24 protein-coding genes and 1 pseudogene are annotated in these 26,402 nt (G+C 55.4%); 10 read left to right on the top strand and 15 right to left on the bottom strand.

Annotated features, from left to right (window positions below; translation table 11 throughout):
• Positions 1 to 52: 52 nt before the first annotated feature.
• The 6 genes from A3GO_RS0100250 to A3GO_RS21810 all read right to left on the bottom strand — a co-directional run bounded on the left by A3GO_RS0100250 (position 53) and on the right by A3GO_RS21810 (position 7,228).
• Complete coding sequence (locus A3GO_RS0100250) at positions 53 to 1,225, bottom strand: OmpP1/FadL family transporter (RefSeq protein ID WP_084609610.1); 1,173 nt, start codon at positions 1,223 to 1,225, stop codon at positions 53 to 55.
• 1,299 nt (positions 1,226 to 2,524) lie between these two features.
• Complete coding sequence (locus A3GO_RS0100240) at positions 2,525 to 3,232, bottom strand: ABC transporter ATP-binding protein (RefSeq protein WP_029131693.1); 708 nt, start codon at positions 3,230 to 3,232, stop codon at positions 2,525 to 2,527.
• Between the two features lies 1 nt (position 3,233).
• Entirely contained in the window at positions 3,234 to 4,436 is a 1,203-nt protein-coding gene (locus A3GO_RS0100235; RefSeq protein WP_029131692.1) for an ABC transporter permease, read from the bottom strand.
• Positions 4,433 to 5,578: an efflux RND transporter periplasmic adaptor subunit gene (locus tag A3GO_RS0100230; RefSeq protein WP_037374349.1), complete on the bottom strand. Its 1,146-nt coding sequence runs from the start codon at positions 5,576 to 5,578 to the stop codon at positions 4,433 to 4,435. The genes A3GO_RS0100235 and A3GO_RS0100230 overlap by 4 nt, the downstream gene beginning before the upstream one ends.
• Positions 5,579 to 5,580: 2 nt before the next feature.
• Complete coding sequence (locus tag A3GO_RS0100225; protein WP_029131690.1) at positions 5,581 to 6,189, bottom strand: TetR/AcrR family transcriptional regulator; 609 nt, start codon at positions 6,187 to 6,189, stop codon at positions 5,581 to 5,583.
• A gap of 157 nt (positions 6,190 to 6,346) precedes the next feature.
• Positions 6,347 to 7,228, bottom strand: a complete 882-nt coding sequence (locus A3GO_RS21810) for a LysR family transcriptional regulator (RefSeq protein ID WP_051301670.1) — start codon at positions 7,226 to 7,228, stop codon at positions 6,347 to 6,349.
• Positions 7,229 to 7,363: 135 nt separating this feature from the next.
• Between A3GO_RS21810 and A3GO_RS0100215 the strand changes: the two genes are divergently transcribed.
• From A3GO_RS0100215 to ggt, 3 genes are all read left to right on the top strand, one after another.
• A complete protein-coding gene (locus A3GO_RS0100215) occupies positions 7,364 to 8,146 on the top strand; it encodes an HPP family protein (RefSeq protein ID WP_245621623.1) in 783 nt (260 codons plus the stop codon).
• Positions 8,147 to 8,153: 7 nt separating this feature from the next.
• Positions 8,154 to 8,546, top strand: a complete 393-nt coding sequence (locus A3GO_RS0100210) for a TusE/DsrC/DsvC family sulfur relay protein (protein ID WP_245621622.1) — start codon at positions 8,154 to 8,156, stop codon at positions 8,544 to 8,546.
• A 538-nt stretch (positions 8,547 to 9,084) separates the two neighbouring features.
• Positions 9,085 to 10,962: a gamma-glutamyltransferase gene (gene ggt / locus A3GO_RS21805; protein WP_051301668.1), complete on the top strand. Its 1,878-nt coding sequence runs from the start codon at positions 9,085 to 9,087 to the stop codon at positions 10,960 to 10,962.
• Positions 10,963 to 11,246: 284 nt separating this feature from the next.
• On the opposite strand, the pseudogene A3GO_RS26470 reads toward ggt, so the two are convergent.
• Both A3GO_RS26470 and A3GO_RS21800 read right to left on the bottom strand, forming a co-directional pair.
• A pseudogene (locus tag A3GO_RS26470) lies at positions 11,247 to 11,440 on the bottom strand (hydrolase); the annotation flags it as partial.
• A 19-nt stretch (positions 11,441 to 11,459) separates the two neighbouring features.
• Positions 11,460 to 12,377 (bottom strand): pirin family protein, encoded by a 918-nt coding sequence (locus tag A3GO_RS21800; protein WP_051301667.1) that lies wholly within the window; start codon positions 12,375 to 12,377, stop codon positions 11,460 to 11,462.
• A 120-nt stretch (positions 12,378 to 12,497) separates the two neighbouring features.
• On the opposite strand from A3GO_RS21800, the gene A3GO_RS0100195 reads away from it, so the two are divergent.
• Positions 12,498 to 13,403 carry a LysR family transcriptional regulator gene (locus tag A3GO_RS0100195; protein WP_029131687.1) on the top strand — a complete coding sequence of 302 codons (906 nt, stop codon included), beginning with the start codon at positions 12,498 to 12,500 and terminating at the stop codon, positions 13,401 to 13,403.
• 185 nt (positions 13,404 to 13,588) lie between these two features.
• Here the strand turns inward: A3GO_RS0100195 and A3GO_RS25045 are convergent, their stop codons facing one another.
• Complete coding sequence (locus A3GO_RS25045; protein ID WP_051301666.1) at positions 13,589 to 14,719, bottom strand: extracellular catalytic domain type 1 short-chain-length polyhydroxyalkanoate depolymerase; 1,131 nt, start codon at positions 14,717 to 14,719, stop codon at positions 13,589 to 13,591.
• A 599-nt stretch (positions 14,720 to 15,318) separates the two neighbouring features.
• Here A3GO_RS25045 and A3GO_RS0100185 point away from each other — a divergent pair.
• A complete protein-coding gene (locus tag A3GO_RS0100185) occupies positions 15,319 to 15,930 on the top strand; it encodes a cytochrome c oxidase subunit 3 family protein (protein ID WP_029131685.1) in 612 nt (203 codons plus the stop codon).
• 2 nt (positions 15,931 to 15,932) lie between these two features.
• Entirely contained in the window at positions 15,933 to 16,214 is a 282-nt protein-coding gene (locus A3GO_RS0100180; protein WP_029131684.1) for a cytochrome C oxidase subunit IV family protein, read from the top strand.
• Positions 16,215 to 16,388: 174 nt separating this feature from the next.
• Here A3GO_RS0100180 and A3GO_RS0100175 read toward each other — a convergent pair whose 3' ends face one another.
• From A3GO_RS0100175 to A3GO_RS0100160, 4 genes are all read right to left on the bottom strand, one after another.
• Positions 16,389 to 17,102, bottom strand: a complete 714-nt coding sequence (locus A3GO_RS0100175; RefSeq protein WP_029131683.1) for a sulfite exporter TauE/SafE family protein — start codon at positions 17,100 to 17,102, stop codon at positions 16,389 to 16,391.
• 221 nt (positions 17,103 to 17,323) lie between these two features.
• Complete coding sequence (locus A3GO_RS0100170; protein ID WP_335339991.1) at positions 17,324 to 18,307, bottom strand: aldo/keto reductase; 984 nt, start codon at positions 18,305 to 18,307, stop codon at positions 17,324 to 17,326.
• Between the two features lie 35 nt (positions 18,308 to 18,342).
• Positions 18,343 to 19,296: a Gfo/Idh/MocA family oxidoreductase gene (locus A3GO_RS0100165; protein ID WP_029131681.1), complete on the bottom strand. Its 954-nt coding sequence runs from the start codon at positions 19,294 to 19,296 to the stop codon at positions 18,343 to 18,345.
• 249 nt (positions 19,297 to 19,545) lie between these two features.
• Complete coding sequence (locus A3GO_RS0100160) at positions 19,546 to 20,742, bottom strand: LysR family transcriptional regulator (protein ID WP_029131680.1); 1,197 nt, start codon at positions 20,740 to 20,742, stop codon at positions 19,546 to 19,548.
• A 185-nt stretch (positions 20,743 to 20,927) separates the two neighbouring features.
• Between A3GO_RS0100160 and A3GO_RS0100155 the strand changes: the two genes are divergently transcribed.
• From A3GO_RS0100155 to A3GO_RS0100140, 4 genes are read left to right on the top strand one after another with little or no spacing between them, the layout of a single operon-like run.
• Positions 20,928 to 21,944 (top strand): amidohydrolase family protein, encoded by a 1,017-nt coding sequence (locus A3GO_RS0100155; RefSeq protein WP_029131679.1) that lies wholly within the window; start codon positions 20,928 to 20,930, stop codon positions 21,942 to 21,944.
• A 32-nt stretch (positions 21,945 to 21,976) separates the two neighbouring features.
• Positions 21,977 to 22,654 carry a 4-carboxy-4-hydroxy-2-oxoadipate aldolase/oxaloacetate decarboxylase gene (locus A3GO_RS0100150; RefSeq protein WP_029131678.1) on the top strand — a complete coding sequence of 226 codons (678 nt, stop codon included), beginning with the start codon at positions 21,977 to 21,979 and terminating at the stop codon, positions 22,652 to 22,654.
• Positions 22,647 to 23,705 (top strand): 4-oxalomesaconate tautomerase, encoded by a 1,059-nt coding sequence (locus A3GO_RS0100145; protein ID WP_029131677.1) that lies wholly within the window; start codon positions 22,647 to 22,649, stop codon positions 23,703 to 23,705. Before A3GO_RS0100150 ends, A3GO_RS0100145 begins: the two co-directional genes overlap by 8 nt.
• 16 nt (positions 23,706 to 23,721) lie before the next feature.
• A complete protein-coding gene (locus tag A3GO_RS0100140) occupies positions 23,722 to 24,603 on the top strand; it encodes an amidohydrolase family protein (RefSeq protein ID WP_029131676.1) in 882 nt (293 codons plus the stop codon).
• A gap of 492 nt (positions 24,604 to 25,095) precedes the next feature.
• On the opposite strand, the gene A3GO_RS0100135 is transcribed toward A3GO_RS0100140, so the two are convergent.
• Complete coding sequence (locus tag A3GO_RS0100135; protein WP_029131675.1) at positions 25,096 to 25,941, bottom strand: class III extradiol dioxygenase family protein; 846 nt, start codon at positions 25,939 to 25,941, stop codon at positions 25,096 to 25,098.
• Entirely contained in the window at positions 25,934 to 26,335 is a 402-nt protein-coding gene (locus A3GO_RS0100130) for a protocatechuate 3,4-dioxygenase (protein ID WP_029131674.1), read from the bottom strand. The genes A3GO_RS0100135 and A3GO_RS0100130 overlap by 8 nt, the downstream gene beginning before the upstream one ends.
• Positions 26,336 to 26,402: the final 67 nt, after the last annotated feature.

Genomic DNA, 26,402 nt, shown 5'->3' with positions numbered 1-26,402 from the left:
CCTCGTTAGTTGTCACATTCAAATGTATGTAACGAAAACAGATACATCACGCCTAGAATTTATAGGTAAATTGAAGTGAAGCCAGATTTGTTTCGAACTTTACTTTAGTGGGTGGTCCCACCGATGCAGTCATCTCGTTCGAATAGCCGTGAATAACAGAGAATGACAACGTTGTGAATTTTGTCATTTGCGCGCTGATGCCGCCGCTGAGATGATGCTCCACAATTGCTGTGACGCCGATATTGTTGTTGATATCGTCTTCTTTCAACGGAGAGGCGCCATAATTGTAACCAGCCAGCAAGGAGTACTTACCAGTTAGTGCGTACTTTACTCCTAAAGCAATAACGTATTGGTCATCCCATCCGTACGTAAGCTTTTGATCGGGCATGGATGGCGGCGTTATCAAATCGTTTTCTGCCCTGACATTGGAATAGTTCAACCATTTTAAATCCGCCTCTATCATTAACCGGTCTGATGGCGCATACGATAGACCAAGCGCTATGGTTTGTGGGTCGTCAAATGAGAGACTGTATGCTCCGTTATTAAGGTTCCAATTTAGATCTTCTGAATATGTTTTACTTGTGTATGCAGCGCCAAATCTCAATTGATCAGTAATATCGTATGTCGCCCCTAAAACAAAAGACGCACCATAAGCAACATCAGTTGGAAAATTTGTCATTCCCTTAACTGACATCATGTTACTGACCAAACTGATGTTCCCGCCCAAAGTAAAATCATCTGTAACCTTGTAGGCCACGGCCGGGCCAATTCTAAGAGACTGCCGGGATGCCACTATTGATACGGGTGACGGCGATCCATTTACCGGAGCAGTAAACGCGTGACTGGGAAAGTCAACGCCTCCACCCGAGACCGGGTACGCTCCTACCGCAAACGTCAACCGATCACCCAACGAACTGTTACGGAAGGCAAACCCACCCGTAGCCATGACATAAATATCATTATCACTCGACACACCGTTCAACTCTCGAATAGGGTTTAAAAGTGCCAGATTCATGTCAAATCGAGTATTTGATTTCCCCAAATCCAAGGTTGCGAGGCCAGCAGGATTACTTAACGAGGTGGTTACGTCTTGTGGAGTTGCTGTAACCGCCCCTCCCATTGCATTCGACAGGGCACTAAACCCCACCATCTGATCACCGTTATTAGCGTTGGCTGAACCAACTACAATTAGGCACATGCTTGCACAAAATCCAATTCTTCTCATCTCCCCTCCCGGTTTTTACAGGCTTAACTAACCTGCGTATTTTTTCCTATCTCATACTTCTCCTTACAAAGGCGACTAAAGCCATTTAATCAATTTCACTAAAATCGGGTTTGTTCACCTATCTAATAAATGCCAATTAAAATAGGCACTACTTATAATTTTAAAATTGTTACTTGGTAAATCATCCGGCATACCGAAATACGCAATCGTGATTCGCATCCCTGTGCGATTACTTAATGCATCGATAAAATGCCAGACGCGTTAGAGTCAGTTAGATTCTTCTGTATTATGCTTAACGTTAAACGCCAAAATGTAGAATCTTTAAGCTTGTTATAATGTTGTTTTATTGAATTCTTGTAATAGAGCGTATCTGAGGATTGCCAATATGTCTGTGACAGTTTGTGACAATTGGTGACGAGTTATTGTGTCGCTCATTCTGCATGCCGACGTATATTTATATAACACTCATGGTTATTGAATAATCAACAACAAAACAATTGGATTTGTAGAAGCCAATATAAAAAGCGAACATCGGTGATAAAACGTGGCGCATTCAATGCACGACGTAGCTGATCAGTAAATCAGGACTTCCACTCAGGCGATGAGTAGCTCTATTACCTTACCAGTAGGGTGATCGCAAACGCGCGGAAAGGCGTCGGTCGGATAGCATGCAGAATGATATCAGTGCAACTAACAGGAGTTGATCTGGTTGCAGATTATGCCTGCGTACCAGGCGACCAACTTCATAAAGTAGAATAACCAAGGTTTTTGTCCTATCCGGATGGCATGCAGGACACGCTTCAGATGGTTTGCATCCAACCGCAAATCGGAACACTCCACGAACACGCGTGCCAGGGGTTATCTGTTCACCACATGACCATGGATCTCGCCGAAGGGATGGAAGGGCGCCAGGCCCATACACAGATTCTGGCTTCTGTGATACTACTGAGATAAATTGACGGCAACTGTGCACCGGGCATGTGTATCAAATACTCAGTCCATTATGCATAACACGCATATGCGGCGTTTCCGTCTCTGATCAGAGTACCGCTGAATTGCTATTTCAATCTTGTCTGAATATGCTTCGACCACGGATGTTGGAATAGATGAACACCGTCTTCTTCTGCTCGCCATATAGCAGCCAAGGCCAAATTTCTTCTAATTACCCTCGTCGACTATAACTGCCTTTATCCAGCTCGACGCGAGCAAACCCAGCAAGGTCTACAGCAACAACACGCCGTTCGTCATTCCTGGTTTATTCGGCATCGGTTATCCTCGGTTGTCGCGCATGCTGCCTCACTAGAAACCCTGACCTTCCCCTGCCTCTTCATAGGTCACACCATCCCTGATGTGGTAGATACGTTTGAAGGTGGGGATAATTTTTTCGTCATGGGTGACAACGATAATGGCGGTCTCGAATTTACGCGCCATCTCATTGAGGATTCGGATTACTCCCAGGGCACGCTCACTGTCCAGAGGCGCAGTCGGTTCATCCGCCAGGATCACCGGCGGACGATTGACCAGCCCGCGGGCAATCGCCACGCGCTGTTGTTCACCACCGGAGAGTTGTGATGGCATGGCGCGGGCACGATGTTGCACATCAAGCCCCTGCAGCAGATCCAACGCCTGCTTTCGCGCTTCAGCATTGGGCTTTCCAGCCAGCATCGGTAGCAGCGCCACATTATCGGTCACGTCGAGAAAGGGGATCAGGTAAGGTGCCTGGAATACAAAACCGATCTTGTCACGGCGCAGTGCGCGCAAATCATTGACCTCCCAACCATCATCGTAAATCACGTCATCACCGAGAATCATGCGTCCCGCCGTGGGTTCGATTACGGCACCGAGGCACTTGAGCAGTGTACTCTTTCCCGATCCCGATGGTCCGATCAGGCCAACCACTTCACCCGGGGCCACATGCATATTCACCACCTTCAGGGCATCCACCGCCGTGTCACCTTTGCCATAGCGTTTGGCGAGTCCTTCTATGCGAATACCTTTTCCATTCATCTCAGCCTCCGATTGCCTCTGCCGGGTCCACTTTCAGGGCGGCACGAATTGCTATCAGGCTCGCCAAAACACAGATGACAATCACTGCGACAAAGCCGATGACTGAATCAAGCGGTTGCAACAGCACATACTTGGGAAACACCGGCGCCCAGAAAGTCGCAGCGATCTTGCCCACCACAAATCCAATCCCCCCGAGGGCGACTGCCTGCTGCATAATCAGCGCAGCAATGGTGCGGTTGCGCGTGCCGATCAGCTTCAGCACCGCGATCTCACGAATCTTTCCCAGGGTCAGTGTGTAGATGATGAAGGCGACGATAGCGGCACTGACAATTGCCAGGATCACCAGAAACATACCGATCTGTTTCGCCGAGGTGGCGATCAGCTTGCCAACCAGGATCTCCTCCATCTGGCTGCGGGTATAGACCGTGAGCCGCTTCCAGCGGCGGATCGATTCCGCCACCATTTGTTCATCCCAGCCCGGCTCTATCTGCACCAGGACCGCGTTGACATAAGCATTGGTGCTCTGTGACGCGATGACGGCATCCAGAAGTCCGGGCACACCGGGGCGATTAAAAGCGGGATTTTCCGCCGTACGCCGACGTTGTTGCCGGATCGCATCATTGTCCTTGAGAAACTGCGCCTCCTGGGCGTCCCTGAGCGGAATGAACACCATCGGATCACCGCTGGAAGAGACCATGCGCCGTGTCAACCCGACCACATGGTATTGATTGCGCCGGATCTGGATCTGGTCACCCAGTTTGAAGCCGGTGGCGACGTCGGCCACCGCTTCGTAATGGCCCCGGGTGATCTGTCTGCCGGCCACCAGTTGCGGCGGCCAGCCGGGCAATCCGGGCTCTCCGGCCGTCACACCCGTCACCATCGCCCGCACATCCCGTTCCCCCTGACGCACCTGCATGGTCAGATAGGTGATGTTGGATACCCGCGCGACCCCCGGCATGCTGCGTATACCACGCCACAGATCGTCATAGATACTGGAGGACTCCGCATACGGGCCCAGGGTGTCTTTCTGCACCACCCAGAGATCGGCACCGCTATTGTCCAGCAGCACCTTGGCATCATCCACCATGCCGCGATACACGCCAGCCATGGTGAGGGTGACACCGATCAGCAGACCCAGCCCGATGCCAGTGAAAACAAACTTGCCCCAGGCATGCTGGATATCGCGCCCGGCCAGGCTGATCACGACTTGATCCCCGGCAAGCGTTCCACCGGGTTGATGCGGCTTTTGCTGCTCAGCGCCTTGCCGCTGTAAACCACGACCCGGTCTCCGGCATTGAGACCTTCACGAACCTGGACCTGGCCATCCAGGCCGGCGGCACCCAGTTTGACCGGAGTGAAATGCAGATCATCGTCAATCACCTGCCAGACTCCAAGGCGGCCTTCGATACGCTGGATCGCCGCATTCGGAATCACCGGTGCAGCCGGCAGTGCAGGCAGGGTCACGGTCACTTCCGCCAGCTCACCCAAAGGTGGCAACACCGCGGGCAACTGCACAAAATTGATCTTGGCCAGGGTCTCCTCGGTGACCTCATCCGCCATGGGTTCAACCCGCAACACCTGCCCCGCATAGCGTTGTCCGGCATGCGAACGCAACACAATTTCTGCCGGCAGGCCGGCCGCCAGTCCATGGGCATGGGTCTGGTTGAAGCGCACATTCACCCACAAGCTCTGCGTATCGATCAGCTCCACCACCGCCTGACCGGCCACAACCGTCGTGCCGGGATCGGCACTGCGCAGGACCACCAGGCCATCAGCCGGCGCCACCAGCTGGAGATTGTCACGCTGCGCACGCAACGCTTCCCGTTCAGCTGTAAGACGTACCAGCTCCTCGCTTGCCCCGCTCAGTGCCGCCGCCGCCAACAGCAGTTCATGTTGTTTGGTGGCCACCAGCTCTTCGCTGACCGTATGGGCCGCCAGCAGTTTTTCATAGCGTATTGCCTGCGAACTGGCATAGACCTGGCGCTCCTCGGCCTCGCGCAACTGCGCCTGGGCGCGCTTCAGCGCCGCCTCCTGGGCAAGCAGGCGCGCTTCCAGATCCACCGGCTCCATTTCACCCAACAGTTGCCCCGCCTTCACATAATCACCCACCTGGACATCCAGATGCTTCACACGCCCGGCAACTGTAGGGCCGATTTTGTAGCTGTAGCGTGCCTCAACCGTACCGATGCCGAACAGGGCCGGGGAAACAACACGATTTTGCACCGCTACCATGGTCACCGGCACCGGCGCCAGTGGACCGGAACTCAGTGCCACATAGATAAACAATCCGATGAGTGGCAGCAGCACCGCCAGCAGGGCCAGGGTACGCCCCTGGATGTGGAACATCGTCACATCCCACTCCCGATGCCGCGCCGGTAGATTGCGAATACCCCGGGGGCATCCCGGCCGATCTGCCTTACATCGCCCGCCAGCAGTGACTGCATCACCAACCCCTGAATGGTGCCAACAAACAGGTTCACCGCCGCCTCGGTATCAAGCGCCGGATGCATCTCTCCAGCTGCCTTTCCCGCATCAATGAGTTTGCGTACCCGCTCCCCATAGCGGCTGATCAGTGTATGCACCATGCGCTTGGGCGCAGTTTCACCGGCGTGCTGCAACTCACCAAATAGCATGCGGGGAACACCCGGGTGCTCCGCCACAAACGCCACGTGCGCCATGAACATCGCCTCCAGCGCGGCAATGGGGGACTCGATTGACTGCACGGCCTTGTCCACCCGTGACAACAGGCGCTCGGCCACCCACTCCATGACCGCGCTCATAATGGCACTCTTGCTGGGAAAGTGCCTGAACAACGCCCCCTGGGTCAGCCCCATGCGTTTGGCAATTGCGGCGGTAGTAATGTCATTTGGATTCTGCTCCGCCGCCAGTTCAACCACTGTTTCAACCGTGATGGCGCGGCGCTCCTCGGCCGGCAGATGTTTGACATGAAGTGCCATGGGTTCTCCCATAGAAGATAGTAATTAGTTACTCACTTTATACCTTTTAATCGCCTTGTCAACGGTGCGGATAACAAGGCGGGAAGGTAGCGGAAGCCGTAATCCGGATCACTGAAAAGAACTCGGTGCTCCAGGGGTCAAACCAGAACGGGAATACTCAAGAAGCCGAGGAAAGATCATCCAGGGACTGCCGCAGGTCCTCCTCGGCCCCCAGCTCTCGCAGCCCCTTGATGGCAGTGGTGATGTGCGCCTCCTGCCGGTCCAACGGGTAAACCATGTAGACCGGAAGCGTGATCAGCGGACTGTCTTCCACCGGAAACAGTTGTTCTGATTGAATCAGGTTACGCACCAGACGCACGGGAAAGTAGGCAGAGCCGCCTTGGTTATTGATTAACTGCATGGCGAGCCAGCCGATATTGACCCGTTGCGCCGAGGTGTCCACATCGGGAAAACGGGCGGAAAACTGCGCCAGAAACTCCGGCCCCCAATCGATATGCAGATAGCTGGAGTCCTGCCAATGCCGGTCACGGGAACTGGTCATCAGCACCAGCGACTCGCCAAAGATGTATTCCGCGGCAATGGCAGGCCGACTCTGCGGCGTATACATCACGCCGATATCGATATCCCCCTGCACCATGCCCTGCATGATTCCCTCCTCGAAGCCGATCTCCAGGCGTAAGGAGATATCGGGTGCGGTCTGGCGCATCCATTGCACCCATTTGGGCAGAAACCCGTCCCACAAGGCGATGCGCCCGCGCAGGGTCAGTCCCGCACTGAATCCGCTGGAAAGCCCCACATCATGACGCGCCTGCTCATAGGCACGGACCATCACCTTCGCATGTCGCAGAAAACGCCGACCCGCCGCAGTCAATTCAGCCCCACCCCGGCCACGGCGAAACAGCGGCGTGCCCAGTTGCTGCTCCAGGGTCTTGATCCGGGCGCTCACGGTGGATTGGGTAACGTGCAGCTTCGCCGCCGCACCGACAAAATTGCCGGCGGCGGTCACGGCCAGGAAGGTGCGGGCAAACTCGATATCCATAAATAATGTCCGGAATTGTCGATGAGGTCAGGAAATTATATCGAATATTCCGATATTAGATAACAATAATATTCGTTTGTTGAATAAAGTTTGCCTCCTTATACTGATTCAAAATCAGACGTTCACGGAAGTAGTATGAAGAAACGTTGGTCATTGATGTTGTTGGCAGTAATCAGAACTGCATCAGGGCGCATGCCCTCCCTGGGCCTATCCCGGATACTGGGTTATCTGTCTGATAACGACGCCCATCCCACCAGCCATGCCGAAAAATGGATCTCCGCGGGCGGCGGCCTGGTGAGTGTCTTTATGATCCTGCTGATCAGTCAGCAGGTGCTGGATATGCACGGCACCACCCTGGTGGTCGCATCCATGAGTGCCAGTGCGGTGTTGCTGTTTGCCGTACCTCATGGCGCCCTGTCCCAACCTTGGGCGGTACTTGGTGGACATATCATTTCCGCACTCATCGGAGTGACCGCGGCACGCTGGATTGAATCGCCGGTCATGGCCTCCGCCATTGCGGTCGCATTGTCGATTGTCGCCATGCACTATCTCAACTGCCTGCACCCGCCGGGGGGCGCCACCGCACTGGTAGCGGTCCTTGGGGGTAGCGCGGTGCAGGAGATGGGTTACGGTTACGCCGTGACTCCGGTGCTGGCCAATGCACTGATCCTGCTCTCAGTTGCGATGATTTTTAACTACCCCTTTGTCTGGCGTCGCTATCCCCAAGCCCGGCAAAGCGTAGCGCCCGCCGAGAAATGCATGATCGCCCATAGTGACCTGGTTTACGCATTGACCGAAATAGATTCATTTATCGATGTCAGCGAAGAGGATCTGCTACGGATTTATGGCCTGGCATTGGGCCATCACCGGATACCACAAACCGAAGGGCAGATGCTGCCCCTGAAAAGTACAGCGTGAGGTTAACATGAATATGCCAACCAACAAGCAGGCAATGCAGACCAACCCCTTTGCCATCCGTATCGACTATGTCGATACCGGTGATCGCCTGATCGCCACCGACCAGGAGGGTTACATACAGGACATGGACGAGTGGTCGGAGGCATTCACCGTGGCACTGGCGGCGAAGGAGAACCTGACCCTGACCGACGAGCACTGGGCGGTGATCCACTACATCCGCGACTACTATCAGCAACACCGGGTACAGGCGCAGGTGCGGGACATGATCAAGCACTTCCGCAAGGTGTGGGGTAAGGAGCGGGCCAACACCCGTTATCTGCACGACATCTTCCCGATGGGTGGGCCACAAAAACAGGGCAACCGCCTGGCCGGTATTCGCAAGACCAAGGGCGAGCACTGATTGTAATCAGCGCTGCAAAACAGTTGTGACTCGGCCGGTTCGCATCGCCCAGATTAATCGCCGCAAATGAATACCGACTTATAATCGGCTTTCATCGAACTGCTTGCCGAAAGCCGCCTGCCCCGGGTTTGCTGCTGAACAGTTAAACGCGTGCAAGGCCGCCGTTAGTCCCACTGGCAATAACGCGGCCACGCCAGCGTGAGCAGGGCCGGGAACGGGTTAACCAGGCTCCGCGAAATACCCTTAAAAAAAGCATGTAGTATTTCCAATCATTGCCATCTACTGTTATCCGGTAGCGCCAACGCATGTGTGCACTTGTGGGACTTCTCAATTCAGTCGCCCCAAAACGCCACATCACGCCTTGTTGAGAGCTGACCCCAATACATTCATTGCCTGCAGTCGACTAGAGATTGTTAGTATCGCTGTGATTTAGATTGATCCTTACTCTTCACGGTAAGAGGGTTACTGTAGTACCTGTGGTAATCACGCACATAACGATTCCCGGTAAGGCAAACAGCTATATGGAGCTAAAAAGATCATGGACATCAACAACTACCTGCATAAACCGATTACCGGCATTCTCACCAATTATAAGAAACCCTTGCTGTTTATCGTTTCTCTCCTCCTGGTTTCAGTCTCAGCGCCGAGCTGGAGTGATGACGATGCATCCCTGGGTGTGCCAGGAGTGCGCGGGGGCGTCGTCACCACCAGTGAACCCAATGCGGCGCGCGTCGGAGCCGAGATCCTGCGCCAGGGGGGCAATGCCATCGACGCCGCGGCAGCCGTGCAATTCGCGTTGAACGTGGTTGAACCTCAGTCTTCCGGAATCGGGGGTGGCGGCTTCATGCTGATCTACCTGGCCAAGGAGAAAAAAACCCTCACCATCGACTCCCGGGAGAAGGCGCCCGCGGCAGCAACCGCGGATATGTTTGTACCCTTCGTCAGCAGCGGTGGCTTCGGCGTCGCCTCTACCAGCGGTATTGCAGTCGGGGTACCGGGCACCTTGAAAGGGGTGGAACTGGCGTTGAAAAAGTGGGGCACCATGACCCTGGCGGAGACGCTCGAGCCGGCCATCGCAATGGCGGAGGAAGGATTTCGGGTGGGGCCGCGTCTGGCGGAGAGCACCGAAAGCAGTCGGCTGCAGAACGAGCCTGGCAATCCCGCCTATGATGAAGCGCGGCATATCTTCCGTCCCGGAGATGCGCCGTTAGTGGAGGGGCAACTGTTGGTGCAACCGGATCTGGCACATACCCTGCGTCTGATTGCCGACCAGGGTACGGATGTCTTTTATTCAGGCGAGATCGCTAGCGCCATGGTCGCAGCCCAACAAGCCACGCGCGACAGCCGGCCTGAAGGTGAAGGGCGGATGACGCTGGATGACCTGGCCAATTACCAGGCGGTGATCAGGGAGCCGGTGTCGGGTGAGTATCGCGGCTACACCATCAAATCGATGGGGCCACCCTCTTCCGGTGCCCTCACCGTGCTACAGATACTGAAACTGGTCGAGCGCTTCCCTATCGGTGACGAGGCGGAGGGCTTTGGTTTTGGCGCCACCCGCACCCTGAATGTGATGATCGAGGCGATGCGCCTCGCCTTCGCCGATCGCGCCGTGTGGATGGGTGACGAGGATTTTGTTGATGTACCCAAGACCGGTCTCCTGGATGACGACTACACTGCCCTGCGCAGTGCCCTGATCAGTCCGGACGCCCGCCAGGCAAATGTATTGCCGGACGACCCACGCCCCTTTGACGTGGCGATGACAGCGGGTAAACAGAAGCTGGCCGCGTTAACCCCGGCGCTCGACAAGGGAGTGAATACTACCCACTTCAGTATTGTTGATCGCTACGGCAATATGGTCTCCTACACCACCACGGTCGAATCGGCCTGGGGTACCGGGCTGATGGTGCCGGGTTACGGTTTCCTGCTCAACAACGAGCTGACCGATTTCAATTTCATACCCGCCTTCAATCCGGATCCAGGCAGTTTCAATCCAGGTGCCAACGATGTGGCGCCGAACAAGCGACCACGCTCCAGCATGTCGCCGAGCATGGTGTTCAAGGGCAAGAAACCACTGGCCGCGTACGGATCCCCGGGTGGCTCCACTATCATCGACTCCGTGGTGAATGTCAGCATGAACCTGATCGACCACCGTATGGATATTCAGGAGGCCGTGGATGCACCCAGGATCGCTCAGACAAGCGCGAATGGAACCGTGGGTCGCGAGATCGGTTTCTCCGAGCAGGTCATGGAGGAACTCGGCACCCTCGGACATAGCGTGCGTGATCCGTCGGAGATCGGATCGGTCCAGGCGGTGATTATCGACCGGGAGGGCAAGACGCAGTATGGCGCGGCCGACCGGCGCCGGGTCGGCGGTATCGTCAGCCTCAAGCGAGATGAGGTGGAGCGCAGAAAGTAAAACGTATCCTGGGCGTTCAGCGACCCGGGCAAGTCCGGTCATTCGGGGTTTCAACAGGCAACCGGGGGTGGAGCCGGTAAGCCTGTTTCCCGAATACCGTTTATAACAGCGCGAGGCAATCATCGGCACCCGGTGGTTGCTTGCAGTAAACCCTGCAGGATGTGCTGAGTGGAGCGAGCCGCAACGCTGCTGATCGATGGGTATCGCGACGCCCAGCACATCCCGCATACTGGATACCGGATTGTCGGCACACCCGGGTTAGGTTACCAACAGCATTCAATGTTGCTTGGACTGGTCTCAAAACTGGTTGCCAGGATTGTGGGCAAGCCGAAGTATTTGGACAGATCAGCTAGTGCCAACACATTATTTTTGAATTTTCCGGATCGATATCGCGACCAAGAGACAATAGGCCTGCCTGATGGTCAACCTACAAAACGGCAGCATTCTCTTTATCCAGCCGAACATATGGCTTGCGCATGAGGTTTTCTCCTTCACGGTCAGGTGGGTGTAACGCACCGTTGATGTGCGGTCGCCAACGGGCGGTCGAACGGTTGAATCCGCAGTCCGAACCGGCCACTCTGGAAATCGTTGATCGCCTGCACAATCTCCTGCTGGCTGTTCATCACGAACGGGCCATGCCCCACAATCGGTTCTTCGATGGGTTCACCACTGAGCAGCAGAACGATGGCGTCGCCATCAGCTTCCATGGAAAAGCGCTTACCGGCGCGATCCAGCACGACCATCTGTGCCTCGCGGGCGATTACACTGCCATTTATCTGCACGCTACCACGCAGCACCACCAGCGCTGTTGTCCAGCCCTCGGGGAGCGTGAGGGAGCTGAAACCACCCGCTGAGAGCCGCATATCCCAGACGTTCATGGGCGTGAAGGTGTGAGCCGGGCCGCTGTGCCCTGCATACTGACCAGCGATAACCCGAACGGTCCCGGCCGCATCAGGCAGGGTAACGGTAGGGATGTCACGCTCGAAGATCGCCTGATAGGCCGGCGGGGTCATCTTGTCCCTGGACGGAAGGTTCACCCAGAGTTGCACCATCTCAAGCGTCCCACCTGATTCGCTGAATGCCGGCGAGTGGAACTCATCATGCAGGATACCGGCGCCCGCCGTCATCCACTGCACGTCACCAGGGCCGATAACTCCTCCCTGGCCGGTTGAGTCGCGGTGTGCCACCTCGCCCTGATAGACGATGGTCACGGTTTCAAAGCCACGATGCGGGTGCTGACCGACACCGCGCGGCTTGTCCGTTGGCGTGAAATCGGCCGGGCCGGCGTAATCGAGCAACAGGAAGGGGCTCAGTTGCCTGGCGTGGCTGTTGTACGAGAACAGGGAGCGCACCGGGAAACCGTCGCCGACCCAATGGGCGCCAGGGGCACTGTAGATACCAAGTGAATTTTTCATGATGTTCTCCAAAATAACGGCACGGGTTACGCGTTGGAATAATGATAGATTTGACACGCTGATAGCAGTAGGCTGCTAAAGTGGGTCTAAGAGTTCTATTTTGTGAACAATAAAGGCACGATGCAGGATCTGAACGATCTCTATTACTTCGTCCAGGCAGTGGACCACGGCGGCTTTGCCCCCGCGGGACGAGCGCTGGGTATGCCAAAATCCAAGCTCAGCCGTCGCATCGCCAACCTGGAAGGCAGATTAGGCGTTCGGCTCATTCAGCGCACGACGCGCCAATTCGCGGTGACGGAAATCGGGCGAACCTATTACGAGCATTGCAAGGCAATGCTGGTGGAAGCCGAGGCCGCGCAAGAAGCTGTTGATGAAACGCGGGCCGAACCACGCGGCGTGATCCGTATCACCTGCCCGGTGGCGCTGCTGCACGTGCATGTCGGCTTGATGTTGGCCGATTTCATGGCGCTCTACCCCCAGGTGATCGTGCACCTGGAAGCAACCAACCGTCGTGTCGATCTGGTGAGCGAAGCCGTGGATGTAGCAATCCGGGTGCGCCCGCCGCCGCTACAAGACAGTGAACTGGTGATGCGCGTGTTAGCCGAACGAGTACAGTGCCTGGTTGCCAGCCCGGGCTTGGTTCAGCGGCAAGGCGTTCCCACTTCCCCCGCCGAGCTCAACGAACTGCCCAGCCTGGGTTTGGGCGTGCCACAACAATCCCACACCTGGATGCTCTTCGGGCCGGAGCAGACACAGGTAGTCGTACCCCATACGCCCCGCTTCGTGACCACTGACATGATCGCATTACGGAATTCGGCATTGGCAGGTGTGGGTGTTGTACAACTTCCCCTGTTGATGGTGCGCGATCAGCTGGCAGATGGGTCACTGGTCAGAGTGGCTCCTGAATGGGCTCCACGCCGGGAAATCATCCATGCGGTGTTCCCGACCAGGCGTGGCTTGCTGCCCTCGGTCCGCACTCTGATCGACTATCTGGTCCAGCGATTCGCAGCCATTGACGAGGAATAATCATCAGGGCCGGGCAAGTGAAAACAGCACCCAGATTTACCGCTGAGCGCGCAGATCGCAAAAGAGCGGTGTGAATCAGGTGTTCTGGTTACCCCGTTATCGATTTTGTATAGCTCTTGCGCCTGTCACGAACCAACCGTCAGCCGATGCAAAAGCAGCGGGCGGAGGTAACCCGTGCCGCCCCGTCAGACAGCGGCCGCAACCGACGAGGGCTCGGCCGCTGAAGGGCCAACCGTGGTGACCGGCAACGACGGCTGGCGATGAAAGAAATCCCAGATCCAGCGCGACACGTCCGGCGCCTCCGGGTAGCTGTAGGAACCGGAATTGCCGCCGTACCAGCCGTGCCCCTTGCCCTCAAGAAACAGCGTCTCTATCAGACCGTTCGGAGCAGAGCCCCCGTAACGACTGTGGACCCAGGGCGTGCCCAGGGTCACCCCGTTGGTGCGCAACCAGGGCTGCACGGTATCGACACCAAAACAACGCCCCCAACTGTCGCGCAGGTTGTGGGCCGCGCGGATATTCACCGTCTCATCGGCGTCGGAGTGAACAACAAGCAGTGGCATGGCACGAGCACCGGGCGGCAACGCCCGTTGCATGGCGCTGGCCACCACATCAACCGGCTTGAACCGGCCACCAAAACTCCACAGGTTCACGGCGCGTGCGGTCTCGCCGTAAGGCACCCCCGCCACCACGGCACCCGAGGCAATCCGGTCGGCATGCGCCACCAGCAACGCCGCCGCCATCCCGGCACCGGAGGAGAGCCCGGTGACATGAATGCGCCGCCGGTCGATGCGGTATTTCTCAGCCACCTCGTTAATGATTTGCCAGAGGTCTTCCACCTCACCAGCACCGGCTTCTATCTCATGCCGCTGCCACCATCCCCAGCAGTTACGGGTGCGCAGGCCAGCGTAGCTAGTGACGAATGGATAAACCACGACGAAGCCCTCCTGATCGGCAATGTCGTCGAAGCCGCTGATCTGGCGAATATCCTGTTCATCCTGACGGCAGCCGTGCAGCACCATCACCAGTGGCAATTCCTGGCCGCGACCATATTGGGGCGGCAGGTGCAACGCGTAGCGACGCCGACGGGAACGGGCATAGTCACGCCGCGCAAAGTAGCGGATCAGATCCTGACTGGGGGCGGCCGCCGGCCGGCGTGCCACAGGCTGAATGCCGGCATCACGCGGTGATGCACCGAACCAGCGCCGCAACGCGGTACAACCCGGGCAGGGCATAACCAGTCGGGACAGGCGTTGACTCACCTTGCCCAATACCGCCTGGTACGTATCGGCAATCTGGCGGCGCAGTCTGGTCAAACGGGAATTTTCAGGGGCTTGGCTCACTTGGCTTCTCGACTGACTGGCAACGGTTACATCCAGGGTATTTGCTGCATCGCAGCAATACAAGCCTGACTGTAGCACAAGCAGACAAGCGAATATTGGAAAGCAGGTCCCGCTTTGGAGTAAGCCCGAGCGCATCTACCGAATTGAATTTGAACTCTTTTAGATATTTAATCTCCGGGTTTTTCGTTATCCCGGTTCGATGTTTAACCGTACATTGCCAATAGAATGGACCCTCTCAAAGCCTGAATACCGGTACTGGCCGCAAAAACACCCGTGCGCACCGTCTGTGTTGTCTTGTTCGGGGGCCTGGCAAAATAGCCAGAGCGGTCATCTGGTCCACAGCCACGCAGGCTGTTGTATCGATCCGTGATACCGCAAACGCCAATCCTGTACAACCAGCGACAAAACAGGATATGGTCACTGTTAGCGCTAAAACGATTGCTAAATATTGCGCTTTAGCGAACCCATTTCACATGGATAGAGTAACCCAGCCCGTCGGGATTAACCCGGCACCTCCACGGTTTGACCTTTGTCATAGATATCCCCGCCGATACCCATTGATAATAAGCGGCATGAACACCTCCCTTGCAGAACCGCTGACCACACCACCCGATGCGAACCTGGACACCGATAGCAGGGTGCCTGGAAACAGCGGCATCTGGGTCGGCATCTTTTGTGTACTGGTTGAATTTCTGATGCTGTTCACCGTTTACTTCGTTGCCAAGGCACATCATCCGGAAGCCTTCCAGGGAGGCCCGGACAAATTGGCCACCGTGGCCGGGGTAACAATCACCATGCTGCTGCTGACCAGTGGCTACTGCATGGTCAAGGCCGTCGCTGCGGTTCGCCAGGATGCCTCCACCAGGGCCTTTCGCTGGATCCTGCTGGCGATACTGCTCGGCTGCGGATATCCACTGGTAAAATACTTTGAGATCCGCTGGAATATCACGCACGGCGTCGACGGTCAGGCCGGCATTTTCTACACGGTCTATTACTATCTTACCTTGACCCACCTGGTACACGTGTTCTGGGGCTTGCTTGGGCTCAGCTGGGTTGCCATACGCACAAATCGTGGCATCTACTCGTCAGAGGAGTACGGCGGACTGGAAGCGGCAGCGGTCTACTGGCACACCACCGATGTCATCTGGCTGGTGATCTTCCCATTTTTCTACGTGCTGAGGTGAACATGGGGCATGCCGAAAAAATATGGCTGCTGTTGATTGGGCTCACACTCGCCGGGGCCTGGTTTGCCGAAACGGGACACCCCGGCTGGCCCCTGACCCTGCTGGTTGCCGGCCTGATTGCGTTCAAGGGACGCATGGTAATCGACCAATACATGGAGATGACCCGCGCCAACGCACATATCCGCCACGTGCTTTATGCCTTTGTCTTCATCATTCCCCTGCTGGTCATTTTCAGCCATGGCTGGGGCGATCTGGTCAGGCGGTTGACGACGCTGAACGGATAAACCTTCTTTTACCGGAAAAGCTGGCGGCGGTGGTTGGCGTATCCAATCCGCAGGTAGTTGTATGCCTTTATGCGCAGCCAGCCACCTGCCATGCGGGCTTGAAGGCTGCACCTATCCAGCCCTCTTGTTGCGATGCCTGCAATCCCCGCCTAGGTCGAATATGGCCTGGGAGAACTAGAGGACAGTATTGTAGATCATTCTGACTGCCAGTATTGTCAGCAACAGCTTGAGTACGATTCTGAAGTACCTATCCGGCACCCGTCTTCGCATGTGTGTCCCAATATACGAGCCAGCAATAACCGCAACCGCCATCCCTAGACACAGCGCCCAATACTGGAAAAAAGAAAACCCCAGAAACATGAACATGGAAATCTTTATGGCGTGTGTAATGGTCATGAATAAAGCTGACGTCACCACCAGCTGATCCTTTTCAACCTGCTTTCTGATCAGGGTGGAGTGCCCCATCGGCCCGGTTGCACCGACCAGCATACCCAGCGCAGTCTGAAGGAATCCGATGGTGAAAAACTCACCCTTCAGCTTTTTGCCGATGTCTATTCCAGATCCCCACACGTTGAACAGAATAAAGGCTGCAATAAACAGGGGTATGTAATCCAGGTTAATTTGTACAGCCAGTTGTGCGGCCAATATGCCGCCAAGCAGCGATCCCATAAAAAACGACAAGCCGTATTCCCAGCGGATTGATTTTAAATCAAACGCCGCTCTGCTGAAATTTGACGCCAGTTGGGCAACCGAATGCACGGGTATGATCGCCACCGGCGGGACCAGTCCGGGCATGCAGGCGATCAAAATCAGCCCTCCGCCCAGACCCAGCACGGCCGTACCCATCGAGGTAAAAAATGATATTAAGATGAGTACCAGTTCATTCACGGTGACACTATTTTTTTAAGGCAGGAAAAATACTTCTGGCGACAGACATGGCACCCTGAACCCGATGGGCTCGATGCACTTAGGTCATGACTGTAACCGTATCGTTGGTATCGACTATGATCCTTTATTCGGTTCCTCTCACGTATCTATGCATGGCTATTCTCTTCGCGCATCCGTATTCATGGTTTTGGGTGGCACTGCAGCTATGCATCAGATGCCATTTAAAACTCCTCGGTATCAATTTCCATTTGTGTGGCCGCGTTGTAACGGGCACCTGCCACCGTGGACTGATTTATAAGCCGGTCCAACCGGTCATAGGATTCCGTATTTAATCTCACATCGACCGCCCCGTGGTTTTCGTGCAGATGATCCAGACTGGTAGTCCCCGGAATGGGTATGATGCTTTCATCACGCCCCAACAACCAGGCCAATGCCAGCTGTGCCAAGGTACATCCCTCCTCCACAGCAATCTTTTTCACCTCGACCAGTAACTTGAGATTTTTGGCATAATTCTCAGCTTCAAATCGAGGCATATTTCTGCGGATATCTTTGGTTTCCAACGCGGAGATATCGGTCAACTTGCCGGTGAGATAACCGCGGGCCAACGGGCTGAATGCGACAAACGTGACCCCCAACTCCCGGCATGCCTCCAGTACGGCAATCTCCGGGTTCCTGGTCCATAGCGAGTATTCAGTCTGTACAGCGGCGACCGGATGAATCGCATGAGCTCTCCGTAGCGTGTCTGCCGAAACTTCTGATAATCCAATGGCACGGATTTTTCCTTCAGCCACCAGATCTGAAAGCATCCCCACGCTCTCCTCCACGGACACCGCCCTGTCCACCCGGTGCAGGTAGTAGAGGTCGATTACATCGGTGCGGAGACGCCTCAAGCTATCTTCACAGGTTTTTCTGATGACTTCCGGACGTCCATCTATGGTCCGCACCCCGGCATCATTCCTGAACATGCCGCACTTGCTGGCCAACACAAACTGATACCGTTTTTTCCCCAGCGCCCGGCCCAACAGGCTCTCGTTTTCACCGAATCCGTATAACGCCGCGGTATCGAACAGCGTGTAGCCCATGTCCAATGCCGCATGCAGCAGCCGCTCCGAATGCGCCGCGGGTGGCGGGGCTCCATAGGCGTGGGACAGGTTCATACAACCGAGTCCGATCGGGGAACACTCGAACGGTCCTAACTTGCGCATGTGCATGGAACGTACTCCGGAGTTGCGGCGGCCGGCTACCCGGCCGCTGCCAGGCACTGCTCTATACGATCCAGCGTCTGCATAGCCGGAAAACAACGGGACAGACTCGCGATCGGCTCCCGGCGTTCACGAATGGCTGAAAAGAATTCACGATCCTGCAGCTCAATACCGTTAAAAGAGACCGCGACACCGGACAGGTCTACGGGGTTTCCATGACCATCTTCGAGATCGTCGTAACGGGCAACATAGGTGCCGTTGTCGCAGATATATCGGAAGAAGGTACCAAACGGACCGTCATTGTTGAATGACAACGAGAGTGTACAAATAGCGCCGCTGGGTACCTTCATGCCGATACTCATGTCCATGGCAATACCCAGCTCCGGATGCGGCGGCCCCTGCAAAGCCTGGACCTGGCTGGCCGTCTCGCCTGTCTGGTATTGGAAAAGATCAACGGTGTGGCAGGCGTGATGCCATAACAGATGATCCGTCCAGGAACGGGGCTCGCCCTTGGCATTGGTGTTGGTGCGCCGGAAAAAGTAAGTCTGCACATCCATCTGTAGGACTTTCAGTTCACCCGCCTGGATTTTATTGTGTATCCACTGGTGGCTCGGGTTGAACCGGCGCGTGTGCCCCACCATGGCGACCAAGCCGGTTTTTTTCTGCATCTCAACGATTTTTCTGGCGTCTTCGATATTGTCCGCCATGGGTATTTCCGTCTGTACATGCTTGCCCGCTTCCAGGCACTGAATCACCTGCGCGGCATGCAGTTGGGTAGGCGTGGCCAGAATAACGCAGTCCACATCGTTCCGCGCCAGGCTCTCCGCCAGATCAGTAGTGTGATGGGGAATGCCGTGCTCGGCGGCAAAGGCTTCCATCTTGGCCGCATCGACACCCACCACGGACGTTACTTCAGCATCCTCAATCGCACTGATTGCCTCCAGGTGCTTCATCCCGAACGCACCCGCAGCCCCTGCAATACATACTCTCATTGCTTACCTCGTTAGAATTTGTCTATTCCCGGCACCAGGACCGGGCATCCGTCGTTTGCAACCGCTACGCGATTCGCCGATTCGATATGGATGATGGACTGCCCGAATCCGCAGTAATCGCAGAGTTACGCTTGATTGTTGCAGGACAAACTATCACTTACACCCGGAACGGGGTAATTAATTAAACAACATCACTATTCAATTTTTGCATAGGCATCAATATCCAAAACTCCAGGGGGCCCTTGATTGCTAGCCATTGCGTAATAGTTGAATAAGCGAATGCTGTGTTTTTGTTGGCTTCCAGCTGCGTCTGAAGGTCAGGCCTATGGGCCTGCTGGAGTGAGCCACATCATAAGGAATCGTTTCAAGTATTCCCAGACTCAACTCGTGCTGCACCTGGTGTGCGGAGATTATTGTCAATCGATCACTATCCAAAAGCAGCGAGCGGACCAGAATCTGAGAACTGCACTCCACCAGGCGACTGGGCACTGCCATACCGGCCTCGGTAAACGCGGATTCAAAAATAGAACGGGTCGGCGTGCCCCGCCTGGGAACAACCCAGGGGTACTTGGCAAGCATATGGATATCGACCGTTTGCTCGCTGCACAGCGGATGGCAGGAGCGGCCGATAATCGCCACCGGCGAGGAGAACAACTCTTCCTGAATAACATCATCCGAGGGTGGAGGAAAACGCAACGCACCCACCAGCAGGTCAATGTCGCCATGCCGCAGATGGTAGAGAAGATCATCGTAGGGCCCGTCATTAACCCGGATCCTGAAATCGGGAAACTGGTGCGACAACGCGATGATTGCCTTGGGCAGCAGCGAGGTTCTGGCCAGGGGCATGCTGCCTATAACTAGCTCTCCAATCTCTCGATTATGGATGGAGTTTACCTCGTCCCGCCCCTGCCTGATCTCGGCGAAAGCCAGCTTACACGCCTTCGACAGCGCCCTGGCCGCCTTGCTGGTGCTGATACCCGTACTGGTTTTCTCAAACAGCACCACCTTAAGCAAATCCTCTAACTCTCGCGCCGCACGGTGCAATGCCGACTGCGAGATCCCGAGATTGCGCCCGGCCACACTGAAATTGTGCGCCTCCGACACAGCAATCAGGGCGCGCAACTGGGTGGTCTTGAGCATATTGACCAGTTGCAGTACCTGCCCCTTGCCCCCACCCAGCCGAATGGCGTTTTTGACACCTTCAGTGATCATCTCCATTGACCTTCGAACCCGCTCGACGAATACCCGGCCGGATTCAGTCACATACATCCCGTCGCTGCGACGCTGAAAAAGCGACGTATCCAGCATTTTTTCGAGCTTCGCGATGGCCTGGGTGATTGCCGGCTGGGACAGGAAGACTTTCTCGGAGGCTTTACTGATACTTTTATTTTCAGCCACCTCCATGAATACTCTCAGGTGCCTGATATTGGGGATCTCGTAGTCCATGTTCGACTCTGAACGGTTGCTCTTTGAATCATAGGCTATCTCAAAAATCAATACCATATCTTTAAAAATCAAATAGCCAGCTTGCGCCTAATTCTCCTATCGTTATCCCCATACTGGTACGAACATGGATCAGCCACCTGATTCGGATTCGGAACACTTATGCATACCAAATTAGAGGCCTGCAGATGATAATCGATTGTCATGGACACTACACCACCACGCCACCTGGCGTCGGTGAATACCGGGAAAAACAGAAGCAGGCCGTTGCCAATAATCCAGCCTACAAGGGTGAAAAGGGAAAGGTATCGGTCAGTGATGATGAAATCATTGAGAGCATAGACAATAATCAACTGCGACTGCAGAAAGAGCGCGGCACCGACCTGACCATTTTTTCCCCCCGCGCCAGCTGGATGGGACACCATATCGGAAATGAATACACCAGCAAATACTGGACCGAACACCAGAACGAGCTTATCAAACGCGTCTGCGAGCTGTTCCCCAGGAACTTCGCGCCGGTTGCCCAGTTGCCGCAGTCGCCGGGAGTGGCACCGGAGAAGTCCATACCAGAACTGGTTCGGTGCGTGGAGGAGATGGGGTTCATCGGCTGCAACCTGAACCCGGACCCGTCCGGCGGGTACTGGAAGGATACCTCCCTGGCTGACCGCGCCTTTTATCCCATTTATGAAAAAATGTGCGAACTGGACGTACCTGCCATGATCCACGTGAGCGCGGCTTGCAACGACTGCTTCCACACCACCGGATCCCACTACCTGGGCGCTGATACGACCGGTTTTCAGCAACTGGTAATGTCCGATGTGTTCAAGGACTTTCCTCAGCTGAAGATCATCATTCCCCACGGTGGCGGCGCCGTACCCTACCACTGGGGACGATTCCGCGGCCTGATGCAGGACAAGGGCTACGCTCCGCTGGAGGAATCTGCACTCCAGAACATTTACTTCGATACCTGTGTCTATCATCAGAAAGGCATCGACCTGCTGCTGGATATTATTCCGACCAAAAACATCCTGTTTGCATCTGAAATGATCGGGGCAGTGAGAGGAATAGACCCTGAAACCGGGCACTATTTCGACGATACAAAGCGCTATATTGACAACAATCCGAAACTGACCAGCGAACAGAAGCAACAGATTTTTGAGGGCAATGCGCGCCGCGTCTTCAGTCGTCTGCGGATTGAAGCCTGAGCGGTACCCACACTTTTTAAGGATTTTCTATCATGCGTGAAAATGTTGTTGTTCAGAATATCGAGCGTGCGCCCCGGGAAATTGTTGACGGACTGGCAGCGTGTGGCGTCGCCACCATCCACGAGGCGCAAGGTAGACGGGGACTCCTGGCGGACTACATGCGCCCCATCCAGCAGGATGTGTCTGTTGCCGGCTCCGCCTTGACCATCTCCGGGGCCGCCGGGGATAACTGGATGATGCACGTCGCAATCGAACAGGCCAAACCGGGTGATATCCTGGTGTTTTCACCCACTTCTCCATCCAACCATGGATACTTCGGTGATCTGCTGGCCACCTCGGCACAGGTACGCGGCGTGGTCGGACTGATCATCGAAGGCGGTGTCCGGGATACGCGCGATCTCAGGAAGATGAACTTCCCTGTCTGGTCAAAGCATGTCTTTTCCCAGGGCACTATTAAAGAGACTCTCGGCTCGGTGAACGTGCCGCTGGTGTGCGCCGACCAGCTGATCAACCCGGGTGATGTAATTGTCGCGGATGATGACGGTGTGGTGGTGGTTCGCCGGGAAGAGGCCGAGGCGGTACTGGCGGCTTCCCGGAAACGCCTGGAAAACGAGGAAACCAAGCGTGTCCGGCTGGCCAACGGCGAGTTGGGACTGGACATCTACAATATGCGCCCCCGCTTGCAAGAGAAAGGGCTGATGTATGTCTAAACCGGTGCGTTGCATGTGGATGCGCGGCGGCACCTCGAAAGGCGCGTACTTTCTGGCCGGTGACCTGCCCACTGACCAGACGGAGCGGAACGCCTTTTTGCTGCGTATCATGGGCTCCCCCGATCCCCGGCAGATCGACGGCATCGGCGGTGCCGATCCACTGACCTCAAAGGTTGCAGTCATCAAAAAATCCGGTCGCGACGGCATCGATGTCGATTACCTGTTTCTGCAGGTGTTCGTTGATCAGGCGATTGTTACGGATGCGCAAAACTGCGGTAATATCCTGGCCGGAGTCGGCCCCTTCGCGATCGAGAGAGGGTTGGTCACGGCACAGGAAGGCGAAACCGGCGTGACCATTTTCATGGAGAATACCGGGCAGATCGCCATCGAGCGGGTTTCGACCCATGCGGGTGCGGTGATCTATCAGGGCGACGCACATATTGACGGCGTCCCCGGCACGGCCAGCGCAATACCAGTCACGTTCAAGGATACTGCCGGTTCCACCTGTGGCAGCCTCCTGCCCACAGGCAACCAGGTGGATCTGATTGACGGCATCAAGGTGACTTGCATCGACAATGGCATGCCGGTGGTCGTCATGAATGCCGCGGACCTGGGCATCACGGGAACCGAGACGCGAGAGCAACTGGAACAGAACGACCGCTTGAAGGAGAGACTGGAATCAATCCGCTTGCAGGCGGGACAGATGATGAATCTGGGTGATGTCACCCACAAGTCCGTCCCCAAAATGAGCATGGTCAGTCCCGCAACCCAGGGTGGTGCAATATCCACTCGAACATTCATTCCCCACCGCTGCCATGCCTCTATTGGTGTACTGGGAGCGGTGAGTGTCGCCACCGCCTGCATGCTGCCCGATTCGCCGGCTCATGCGCTGGCCAATATTTCGGCCGGCACCAGAAAAGTCATGCCCATTGAGCATCCCATTGGTGAAATGACGGTTATCCTGGAGACCAATGACCGGGGTGACGTGAAAAATGCCGCGATACTAAGAACGGCCCGCAAACTATTTGATGGCGAAGTGTTCGCCGACTGAGAGACCAGGATACTCCATGGACCCCGATTACTTACCTTTTCACGACAATCCCAGCAAACCCGCATTTTCGGTGCCGGAAGGCGCCGTAGATGCCCATTGCCATGTATTTGGACCCGCGGATACATTCCCCTATCATCCAAAGCGCAAGTACACCCCCTGCGACGCACCCAAGGAAAAGCTGTTTGCACTACGCGATCACCTCGGATTCGCGCGCAACGTGATCGTGCAGGCATCCTGTCATGGCACTGACAATGCCGCGCTGCTTGATGCCCTGCAGTATGCCGGCGACCGCGCCCGTGGCGTTGCCGTGGTGGACCCGAACATTACAGACGAAGAACTCCAGGCCATGCATAACGCCGGCGTCAGGGCAGTACGTTTCAATTTTGTAAAGCGCCTGGTCGACACCACACCAAAAGAGGTTTTTCTCGACATCGCGGAAAAGATCCGACCACTGGGCTGGCATATCGTGGTCTATTTTGAAGCCCAGGACCTGGAAGAGCTGACGCCGTTCCTCATGCAATTGAATACCCTGATCGTGGTTGATCACATGGGACGTCCGGATGTATCCAAGGATGTGGAGCATGAGGACTTTCAGCGTTTCGTGACACTCCTGCAAGCGCACGAGAATATCTGGACCAAGGTCAGTTGCCCTGAGCGACTCACCCTGAACCCGCCCAATTACGATGACGTGGTTCCTTTCGCCAGGACACTGGTGGAGAGGTTCCCGGACCGGGTCCTGTGGGGCACTGACTGGCCGCATCCGAACATGAAGTCCCATATCCCGGATGATGGCAAGCTGGTTGACGTGATTCCCAAGATCGCGCCCACGCCGGACCTCCAGCAGGCCCTGCTGATTGACAATCCAATGCGACTGTATTGGCAGGATCACACCCGTTGATCCCTGATACCACTTTCACCGGGTACAGAAAAAGCCCTCTTTCCGGGCTTTTTTTCATGCACTGCTGCCCCATAAAACTTCGTATTTTGTATTTATAACTCATTCATATTTTGGTGATATTAAATACAACAACGAAGCACGGAGAGATGAAAAATGCATTTAGTGCGTCCCTTCTCCCTCTGGGAGAAGGACAGGATGAGGGTATGAATAAACAACGCGTTACCGCATCCAATCCCCTCACCCCAACCCTCTCCCGAGGGAGAGGGGGTTTATCGGACGGCCGTGATTTTCATTAGTCGACATTCGCATTGTGGCGGCTGTCGCTTGCGGCTCTTGATGGGTGAACTGACTAAGCGGCTGGCGAAACGGCTCGTTACAAAGACCGCTTCGCATTTATGCTGGCGCTTTCTGAACCGGCATGCGTAACGGCCCCAAACCGGGGGCCGTTATATTCCGAGGCGGTTACGTGAGCGCCTGCAAGATCCTCGCGATTCAGTCCTTGGCGTCGGTCAACAGAAGCACACCGGCCCCGGTATTGGAGATCGGTGCATGATAGTGCTTGTGCAACACGTTCACATTGGGAGCCAACGCACCACGCATCACCATCCACATGATTACCTCTATGCCTTCAGTACCCGCCTTCTCCATGATCTCGGTATTGGAAAAGGCCGTCATCTTGTCCGGGTCGTTAACAATATACTCCATGCACTCCATATCGAACTCGACATCGATAATACCGGCGCGCTCACCCTGTAGCTGGTGGGACAACCCACCGGTACCAAAAATTACCACCTTGGTATCCTCCGGGTAGGATTCGATCGCTTTGCGCAGCGCCTTACCCAGATCATAGCAGCGCTGTGCACTCGGAAGCGGATGCTGCACCGTGTTGACCGCCAACGGAATCAGTTTGCAAGGCCACTCGGGCAGATGGCGCCACATCAGGCTCATGGGAACCACGCATCCATGGTCAACTTTCATCTCCTGACAGGTGGTCAGATCAAAGTTCTGGTTAATTAGTGATTCGGCCAGATGCCAGGAAAACTGTGCATCGCCTTTAAACGATGCGGTAGTGGGAATGCCCCAGCCTTCATCATCGTTATGGTACTCATCGGCACAGCCCAACGCGAAAGTGGGTACTGTATTCAGGAAAAAATTGAGCCCATGATCGTTATACACAATTATCGCGACATCCGGCTTCACCTCTTCAAGCCAGGCCTTGACCGGCTCGTAACCGTCAAAAAAACGCTTCCAGTAAGGGTCGTTTTCCAACTTGCTTGCCATGGCATTGCCAATAGCGGGAATATGCGATGTTGTGATGCCACCAATGATTTTAGCCATGCCAGAAACCTCCGCGCTTCTTCAATGCTTCCTGAAAGCCTTCAGCATTATCCTCCAGCTTTTTCTTAAACTCCGCAGTCGTGATTCCCTGGAACGACGCCCCGGCATCCTGAACCGTCAGACCATGAAAAATTGCAATCTTTGCCAGGTAATAAACATTCCCCCCCAGATGCAGAAGTTTGAGGAAATCGCCGGCAAGCACGGCCTCGCGCTGCTCATCAGACAGATTGTACTTCCTGCAGTAGGCATCCATATCCGCAGCAAACTCTTTCCGATTCGCTTCGTGATTGAATGAAAACGCCATTTTGTTCAGGTTGTAACCTGAATGGGACCGCTCACCATTGAATACGTAGGTACCAGGAATATCTTCATAATCATGCTTTTGCCAAACCATGTTGATCATCCTTCTCGAGTTAGGGTTAACTGGCAGGCAATATCACACGGCCGCCATACTTGTATAT

The sequence above is a fragment of the Sedimenticola selenatireducens DSM 17993 genome (genome assembly GCF_000428045.1).
Taxonomy (GTDB): Bacteria; Pseudomonadota; Gammaproteobacteria; order Chromatiales; family Chromatiaceae; genus Sedimenticola; species Sedimenticola selenatireducens.
The sequence above is the reverse complement of the archived record's forward strand: the minus strand, read 5'-3'. Positions and strand labels throughout refer to the sequence as shown.